Raw genomic sequence first — 6,400 nt, 5'->3', positions numbered from 1 at the left:
TTTAGCCGTTAAAAGAAGCACAAATCCTACATCATCTTACCCCTTTTTACGACTATAAAAGTTGCACTTGTGAGTTGAATTCACCTCTCATTAGCAACCTCAAACCAGGAAAAATTTTTGAAAAAGGAAAATAGTATATATGGAAAGCGTTGTTGATCTCTCTTTTATAATAGCATTTTCGGCCGGCTTTTTGAGCTTCTTCTCACCCTGTGTCCTGCCCCTCTTCCCAAGCTACCTGACCTTCATCACGGGGATCTCCTTTGAAGACCTCAAGGACACCGATGTCAATATTAACCGCCGCTCGGTGATAAAGGCGACGATCCTGCACTCCCTCTTTTTCATCCTCGGCTTTACCGTCGTCTTTGTGACCCTCGGGACGCTGGCAAACATCATCGGCGGGACGCTCTTGGAGTTCAAGGAGATACTGAGACGGGTCGGGGGGGTGATCATTGTCCTCTTCGGGATATTTATAACGGGAATAATCAGGATACCGTTTTTGGACATGGAAAAGAAGATACACTTAAGGGACAAGCCCGCGGGTTATTTCGGGTCTTCCATTGTCGGGGTCACCTTTGCCGCCGGCTGGACGCCCTGCATAGGGCCTATAATCGCCTCCATCCTCGGGCTTGCCGTTATCGGCTCCTCGGAAAACCCGGTATACGGAACGCTTCTCCTTCTTGTATTTTCTCTTGGGCTCGCCATCCCGTTTTTCATCTCGTCGCTCGCCTTTAACTGGTTTCTCTCCGCCTTCGGCAGATTCAAGCGCTTCATACCGGCGATAAACATAATCTGCGGTATAATCTTGATCGTACTCGGATTGTTCCTTTTTTTCACCGATTTCGACACAATCATGATGTACATAGGATGAAAGTGAGTGGTTTTTGTTATCAAATAAGAAAGAGAGTTTGTAATGTATGTAGGCTCAAAGGTACGGTTAAAAAAACATCTTTAGTCAGTAAAGACTCCATCGACATAATTCTTTATCGATTGGGCACATGAAGGTTTTTTTATAGTTTTTTTGAGGTGGTATTATGGCCGAAAGTGAAGACGTAAAGGGGATCGGGCCCGGCGGAGAAGATGGAGAACCCAAGGGTAAAAAGAAGATTGAAGAACCGAAGGGGGAATCCAATGGAGCAAAAAGGATAGCCGGCTCGAATGACGATGTTAAAAAGGGCGGGGAAGCGGAGATAAGCTCGGATGATAAGCTGTTTTCCGTCATCAGCCATCTCTCGGGACTCCTTATGTACTTAGTTCCCCCGTTCCAGATCGCAGTTCCGCTTATAATCTGGCTTATCAAGAGCGAGGAGAACGCCTATATAAGGCATCATGCGAGACAGAGCACCTTCTTTCAGATATTGATCATCGCCGCCTATTTGATCTCCGGTCTCCTCTGTTTTGTCCTAATCGGATTTCTCCTCCTTCCCGTTGTGGCGGTCTTTCACATCGTGTACACTATTCTTGCCTCGATCGCCGCAAACAGGGGTGAGCTTTACGTCTACCCCTATATGGATCGCATCTTGAAGAAGTTGAATATCAAGATTGACTGATTTCATTTGTTGACGGCACTGACCGGAAAAATAAACAAAGACGCGAAGGATTAAGGGTTCGGTTTAGAGGGAACAACACGTCATTGAATCCGCAGATTCGCAGTACGGCGATTATGTAAAAACAGTTTTTAGTTTCAAGGTATGACTGCGGCTTAAAGCTTTAAACTACCTATTCAAATACGAGTGTCTTTTCGGCTCCCTTTCAAACGGCCGATTTTTTCAAAACTTCTTTTTCATCTATTCAATACATTGTAACATTTGTTATATATGCTTATTATTGCTGTTGACACCATTCTTAAAAATGCGCTATAATTCCACTGAACACGGGATATCTCAACACTTCCGATTTTATTCCAAACAACATACATTTTCTTTTATAAAAGGAGGATTCAACATGGCACACGTTCAAAGAAATATCGCCATCAAAGCACCCATCGAGAAGGTTTTCAATTACATTACCGATCCGATGTCTTCCGAGGAGTGGAGCCCGGGTTTAGAAAAAATAACCGGAGTTATCGGCAGTGGAGTCGGGAGACGGGATAAGTGGGAATATAAGATGGCCGGAATGAAATTCAATGGAGAGTCGGTTGTAAAAGAATTGAATCCCCCGGATCGCTACGTTCTCGAGAGTGTCGCGGGAATCATTAGTAAATGGGTATTTGTCCTGGAAAAATATTACGACGGAGACACGAAGTTGAACTTGGATATAGAATACACCATTCCAGTTCCTATTTTGGGAAAGCTGGCCGAGAGAGCCATTTTGGGGCAAAACGAAAAGGTAGCCGATCAAATAATGAATAACATCAAGACAAAGATGGAGAGATAGGGTCTATCTTGTTCTTTGCCTTCACTATTTATCTCACATCTTGAATTTCTCGAACCCCTTTATGATGAGGAATAGCTTCCGCCTGGGCGTGTCTCATATACGGGAGTGATTCTGAAGAGGTTTTTTTTAACCTCAACCACCTCCCAAACAGATCCCTCAAAAACGTGAATTATTCACACCTTTATTTGAGGAAAAGCGTAAAAAAAGGATATATATGGAAAAACTCTTTTCAGCTCATTTCATTTTCTTCTGGCAATTTCGAGCTTTTATTAGTATAATTTTTTAAGAAATCAAAAATTTGTAATGTAGACACACAAGTTATTTGCTTTTTTTATCGCTTTTAATGTTACAGGAACTAATATGAAACTCTCAGGCAGTCTTGAGAAAAACAAATTGAGCGATATCTTAAGGGAGATAAAACAGGAAAAGCTCACTGGTGTCCTCGCCATCAAATCCCAGGAGGGATTCGGCACGATCTACTTCCATAACGGCGTTATCATAAAAGCGTATTCCCCGATCTTCAGGGAGCGCCTCGGACGCCGCCTTATAGAAAAGGGCCTGATCAACGAGAAGGACTTGAGAAAGGCCTTGATGTATCAAAAGAAGGAGGGCAAAAACCTCCGCATAGGCGACATCCTTATAAGGTCTGGTTACGTTTCAGAGCAAGACCTAAAGACAGCCCTCAACGAGATTATGGAAGACATCCTCTACTCCATGTTCTTCTGGGACGGGATATATCGATTTGAATCTGAAAAAATCTCCGAGAATGATATGGACCTCTCCATCGACGTAGATCACTTCCTCGAAGAAGTCAACAAATCTTTCTCCATGCTCGAAGAGGATTTTGACATCACGGAAGAAGACCTGGAACCCAAAAGGGATCGCTCCTTCCACCCGGAAAAATCGAACCTGAAGGAGGAGATCATAAAATCGATCGAGAACGTGACTCAAAGCATCTCCTCGTTCTCGCCCCAGGAGGTCGTTATCCTGGTTGAGGACGAAAAACTGATGAGGACGATCTTCTCCGACGGCCTTGCGAACTTCGGCTACCGTATTGAAAGCTACGACAATCCCGCAGACGCCCTCGAAAAGATCAAGACGTTGGAGCCCTCCAGGGTTTCTCCCGCTATGATCCTTGATCTGGTGATGCCGGGTATCTCATCCACTACGGAGATTTACGGCGGGCTGGAGCTCCTGACCGAGATAAACCAGAATTACCCGCACATACCGGTCATAATCATGACATCCCTTATGGATAAGGAGATAAGGCTGAAATCGCTCTTCATGGGGGCAAGCTACTTTTTAAACAAGCCGGATAAATCGATGCTCTCTTCCGGCCACCTCAGATCAGAGTTAGATCAGTTTGTGGAGGAGCTTTCATTATGCGTGGAAAACCTCTTCAGAAACAAACGGATCAGCCACGAAAAAGAGCAGCTCGCCTTTATCAGGGAACAGCTGATAAACGAGCTTCTTGACGCAAAGCTGGAGCTGGGATCGGCCGAAAAGGAACTGGAAAGGGATATATTCGACCTTACATTTCTGAAGAGGACAACCCAGGACCTGCTGAGGGAACAGAGCTTTTCCTTTATTGTTGATACCATTTTCAAGTTTTTGCAGATAGATCACAACAGGGGTTTTGTGGGAGTGATTAAAAGGGGTGATCTGAAATACTACAGGGGCTTTACAAAGATGGATAACGACAATATCCCTGAGCTGAATAAGAATCCCTCGCAATTGACCATCGGAACTTACGAATTCAAATCCTTCGAGGATGTATTGAAGTCAAGCAAGGTGTTTGCGGGCAAGATATCGGACGAGGACAGCCAAATCATACAGTCTTACATCGGCGGATACAGGCCCACAAACAGCATTATAATACCGTTTAAAATCTACAACAAGCCTATCGCAATCATCTACTGCGATGGGGAGCCGGGAAGTCTCGCCAGCACGAACCTCGACCAGATTAAAATTCTCGCGGACACGGCTTCATTGGCGATGCAGATTACCATCTTGAACGAGAAAATCACCGGCAGAAACTGAGTCGACCTTTTCACAGCGTGGGGTTCAGTAGATTTTCTTGAGAGATGGTAAGTGATAGCGAGTATCAAACCTCTCTGCAATAACGGTCGGTGGGGGATTGGAAAAAGCGAGGAAACACGCTGGGTGAGGAGATGTAAATGGAGAGGAAGGACATAAAGAAAACCTTCGTTTTGCCCTTCGGATAATCCGAAGGGCATTAGCATCTAACAGGATACACGCCCCGTCAGGCCACTTTTTTTAATCCTAATATCGCCTTTGGCAACGACATGTCGTGAACATGAGGCAATTCTCCGATTCCTGCATCGTACGTCTGATTTCTAAAAAATCCCGAGTTTAATCCGAAAACGGTCCCCGTATTCCAAAGCGATACAGAGCGGCCGGCTTTGCCCCGCCGTCTCCCTTGCTTAGAGAGGTCATCGGTGAAAGCTTCAGGAAACCCCTCCGGTCGCCATAGCCTCGGCGAGGCTTAACGCCACCTTTCTGTCCGCATCCAGAAAATCGAGCCTCAAAAGCTCCTCCGGCCCCGCCCACAGGATCTCGTCGTGATCCCTGGACGAATATTCAGAAGAGGCGCCCGAAGGTGCCATCTCCGCTAGATAGAAGAGGATAAGGACGCTCTTGTCGGGATAGGCGTGGTTTACCGCGTCAAAGAGCCTTCCCACCGAAAGCCCGATTCCAAGCTCCTCCTCTATCTCCCTCACGATGCTGTCCCTTGGGTCTTCTCCGGGGCGGATCTTCCCGCCCGGGAACTCCCACTTTTCCGGATCGCTCTTCCCCCTTCTCCTTTTCCCCACAAGGACCCTCCCCTCCTTTACGATAAGGGCGGCGGATACCAGGACTATCTGTTCAGGTCTCATTGTCACACTTTTTCAGGATTTCGACAAATTCATCGCTTTTAAGTCGCGTTTTTAAATCGTGTTTTAGATAGATATGTTTTTTATATCAAAAGAGACCCATTTGAAGCAAGGATTAACCGAGGTCGTCTCCCCCACCACTTTGCGCCCACCCCAGGCGATTAAATAACTCTATCAAAAAATTTTTACGGCCAACTCCTTTTTTAATAGGGACAATGGGTAAATGTAAATACAAACGGGGCATTGGTGAGAATGCAAACAAGTTTACTCTATAAATTGGGCTTTGGAAAATACAAATTGGCGGTGAGCGGCGTGAAAAACAAATGGGATTCAAAAAAACGGGAGTCCTGAAGAAATAAAAAGTCGACGGCAGGGAAAAATGTCGGCAACGGCAGTTAAAAAATTGCTGGTGAGCAGCGGGTCGGGGGGCAAAAAAAGAACGGCGGCAACTACTCATTAAGGAGGCGAAGAACCTCCTCCCTCAGGTGAAAGAGGGCTGTGGGCCCCTTGTGAACAAAGGAATCGGTCATCTTCCTTATGGCCAAGGGCACCTTTTCCTCGGACATTATGGTGTATGTAATGATCCTTATTCCTTCGGGGATTCTCTTGTCTATCCTCTTCCTCACGTTCCTTATTATATCGAGACCCTGGGGATTCCCGGTGCCGAGGAAGAGGTCAACGATAATCACTTTGGGATGAAGCTCCAAGATCCAGTTGATACCGTCTTCGGCCGTCTCCGCTTCCACGACCTCTATTCCCTCTTCGGAGAGCGCCTCGACGATCTGGGTCCTCGCAAATTTTGAATCCTCTATGACGACAACGAGTCCCCGCTTGGCGGTGTCGGTGGCCACTTTGTCTCTCGCACCACCTCCCCCCGCATCTCTCTTTCCGATCTTGACCTTAAACGGGGTTGCGCAGGACGAACATATAACGCTCTTCCCTTGGTCCGGCACCTCGGTCGGATCGAGGAATATCTCCTTTGAGCAGCTCGGACACGTGGCTTTAATGAATTTAGTCATACCACTTTTTTATACTTTATTGAATCTAAAGTGTCAATGAAAAATATTGCATAATGTTTTAATTTTATTAAGTAAGCTTGGTCACAAAACGACCCAAATCACTATTTAACGCGG

The 6,400-nt window shown here is 45.9% G+C and carries 6 protein-coding genes; 4 read left to right on the top strand and 2 right to left on the bottom strand.

The features are described 5' to 3' along the window. Positions 1–139 precede the first annotated feature (139 nt). The 4 genes from JW984_01515 (at position 140) to JW984_01500 (ending at position 4,413) form a co-directional block, all read left to right on the top strand. Positions 140–868, top strand: coding sequence for a sulfite exporter TauE/SafE family protein (locus JW984_01515; protein ID MBN1571853.1), 729 nt, complete (start codon positions 140–142; stop codon positions 866–868). Positions 869–1,031: 163 nt separating this feature from the next. Then, on the top strand, positions 1,032–1,547 hold the full coding sequence (locus JW984_01510; GenBank protein MBN1571852.1) for a DUF4870 domain-containing protein: 516 nt from the start codon (positions 1,032–1,034) through the stop codon (positions 1,545–1,547). Positions 1,548–1,941: 394 nt separating this feature from the next. After that, positions 1,942–2,373: an SRPBCC family protein gene (locus tag JW984_01505; GenBank protein MBN1571851.1), complete on the top strand. Its 432-nt coding sequence runs from the start codon at positions 1,942–1,944 to the stop codon at positions 2,371–2,373. Positions 2,374–2,766: 393 nt separating this feature from the next. Next, entirely contained in the window at positions 2,767–4,413 is a 1,647-nt protein-coding gene (locus JW984_01500) for a response regulator (protein ID MBN1571850.1), read from the top strand. 428 nt (positions 4,414–4,841) lie between these two features. On the opposite strand, the gene JW984_01495 is transcribed toward JW984_01500, so the two are convergent. Then, positions 4,842–5,270 carry a (deoxy)nucleoside triphosphate pyrophosphohydrolase gene (locus tag JW984_01495; protein ID MBN1571849.1) on the bottom strand — a complete coding sequence of 143 codons (429 nt, stop codon included), beginning with the start codon at positions 5,268–5,270 and terminating at the stop codon, positions 4,842–4,844. Between the two features lie 446 nt (positions 5,271–5,716). Further along, positions 5,717–6,286 carry a response regulator gene (locus tag JW984_01490; protein ID MBN1571848.1) on the bottom strand — a complete coding sequence of 190 codons (570 nt, stop codon included), beginning with the start codon at positions 6,284–6,286 and terminating at the stop codon, positions 5,717–5,719. Positions 6,287–6,400 lie beyond the last annotated feature (114 nt).

Source organism: Candidatus Zymogenus saltonus, assembly GCA_016929395.1.
Classification (GTDB): domain Bacteria; phylum Desulfobacterota; class Zymogenia; order Zymogenales; family Zymogenaceae; genus Zymogenus; species Zymogenus saltonus.
This window is presented reverse-complemented; position numbering and strand designations above follow the sequence as displayed.

What these genes read in the sequence shown, in the direction of transcription:
- JW984_01515 (MBN1571853.1), top strand. Translation starts at nt 140, where the DNA reads ATGGAAAGCGTTGTTGATCTCTCTTTTATAATAGCATTTTCGGCCGGC.
- JW984_01510 (MBN1571852.1), top strand. Translation starts at nt 1,032, where the DNA reads ATGGCCGAAAGTGAAGACGTAAAGGGGATCGGGCCCGGCGGAGAAGAT.
- JW984_01505 (MBN1571851.1), top strand. Translation starts at nt 1,942, where the DNA reads ATGGCACACGTTCAAAGAAATATCGCCATCAAAGCACCCATCGAGAAG.
- JW984_01495 (MBN1571849.1), bottom strand. Translation starts at nt 5,270, where the DNA reads ATGAGACCTGAACAGATAGTCCTGGTATCCGCCGCCCTTATCGTAAAG.
- JW984_01490 (MBN1571848.1), bottom strand. Translation starts at nt 6,286, where the DNA reads ATGACTAAATTCATTAAAGCCACGTGTCCGAGCTGCTCAAAGGAGATA.